This is a genomic window from Nocardia niwae NBRC 108934 = DSM 45340, assembly GCF_001613465.1.
Classification (GTDB): domain Bacteria; phylum Actinomycetota; class Actinomycetes; order Mycobacteriales; family Mycobacteriaceae; genus Nocardia; species Nocardia niwae.
On the sequence record NZ_BDCK01000040.1, the window covers coordinates 1 to 1534 of the forward strand.

Below are 1534 nucleotides of genomic sequence, written 5' to 3' on the forward strand. Positions count from 1 at the left end.
CCGGGGGTTGCGGTGCGCTGGGCACGTCAGAAGGCACGCTGCGGCCCGACAGCACGCCGTTGCGGAAGGGCTCCGCTGCGCTTGCCCATTCGGTGCCTGCGTTGCGGGCGTGCAAATGCGAGCCGGGCCACGAACTGCGCGATGCTCGATCTCGCTTCGCTCGACAGACGCGGTTGCGGTGCGCTGGGCACATCACAAGTGCCCGCTACGGCCCGAGGTACGCCGTTGTGGAAAGGCACCGCTGCGATAGCTGCCGCTTGCCCTTCGGTGCTGCGCGGCGGCCGCGCAAACGCGAGCCGGGCCGCGAACTGCGGATGCTCGGTCTCGCTTCGCTCGAAAGACGCGGGTGTGGCGCGCTGAGCACGTCCGAGGCGAAGGCTGCGCCCCGCAAGCACGCCGTTTCGGACGACTCCGCTGCGGTGCCGCGGACCGCGGACTGGCAGTTCGCTGTGGGGCAACCGGGGGAGGACCGAGGGGTGCCGCAGCGACTCCCCCGCAGACGCGGCGGCAGCCGCCGGGTCCCGCAGTCGAGGCGGTACGCGCCGAGACGGTGTGCCGCCTTGTGGACCGACCGTGGGGCGGTACGCGCCGAGACGGGTGCGCCGCCTTCGGACCGCGGGTCAGCTCGCGGCGAACGCCAGGTTTTCCGGGGTGGTCGGGACGGCGAGGCCGGCCAGCGCCTTCGCGTGGAGGGCGCGCTTGATCACCGGGAGGTTCGGTTTGCGGTTGCTCGCCAGTGCGGCTGCCCGCTCGATAGCGGTGGCGAGCAACTCGGAGGCCTCCGCCTTGCCGTCCACGATGCCCGCGGCGATCGCCTCGTCGGCCGGGTAGCGGTGGCCGGTGGTCATCGCCTGCACACAGACCTGGTTGGTCAGCCGTTCGGTGAGCAAGGCGTTCATCCCGATCGTGAACGGCATGCCCAAGTGCACCTCGGGTAGGCAGTAGAAGCCGCGATCGGCGCGCATCACCCGGAAGTCGTGCGAGGTCGCCAGCATGGCGCCCGCTCCGAAGGCGTGGCCGTTGATCGCCGCGACGGTCGGCAGCGGAAAGGCGAGCAGGCGGGTGTAGATCGAGTGCACGCGGTCGAGGTACTCGTGCATCCTGTCCAGATTGCCGAACAGCCAGTCGGTGTCCAGACCGTTGCTGAAGAACTTCCCGGTCGCGGTGGTCACCAGCGCCGCGGGCCCCTCGGAGCTCTCGACCTCGTCCAGCAGCCCGTGGAACGCGTCGATCCAGTCCGGGTGGAAACGGTTCTCGCTGTCGGTCTGTCCCTCGGCGCCGAGGTAGACGACGAACACTTCCCCATGGCGTTCCAGATGCGGCATGCGGTGCAGCGTAACGGGCCACAGCCGATCCCCTACTCACGGGTAGCACTCGCCGCCGACCGGTCGCCCACGGAAGACGGCGTCCACAGCGTCCCGGCCTCACCCCCGGCCCGCCCGGCGCACGCCCACCCCCGGTTTCGAGCGAAGCGAGACCGAGCCTGCTCCGTTCGCGGCCCGGCACGCGCACACGCGGCCACCGAAGGAGCAGG

Annotated in this window: 1 protein-coding gene; it reads right to left on the minus strand. The window is 70.8% G+C overall.

Annotated elements, in window-relative coordinates:
* Positions 1 to 620 precede the first annotated feature (620 nt).
* Positions 621 to 1325 (minus strand): enoyl-CoA hydratase-related protein, encoded by a 705-nt coding sequence (locus tag NNI01S_RS26775; RefSeq protein WP_063023148.1) that lies wholly within the window; start codon positions 1323 to 1325, stop codon positions 621 to 623.
* Positions 1326 to 1534 lie beyond the last annotated feature (209 nt).

Excerpts from the sequence above, each read along its gene's own strand:
- NNI01S_RS26775 (WP_063023148.1), bottom strand. The coding sequence starts at position 1,325 with ATGCCGCATCTGGAACGCCATGGGGAAGTGTTCGTCGTCTACCTCGGC.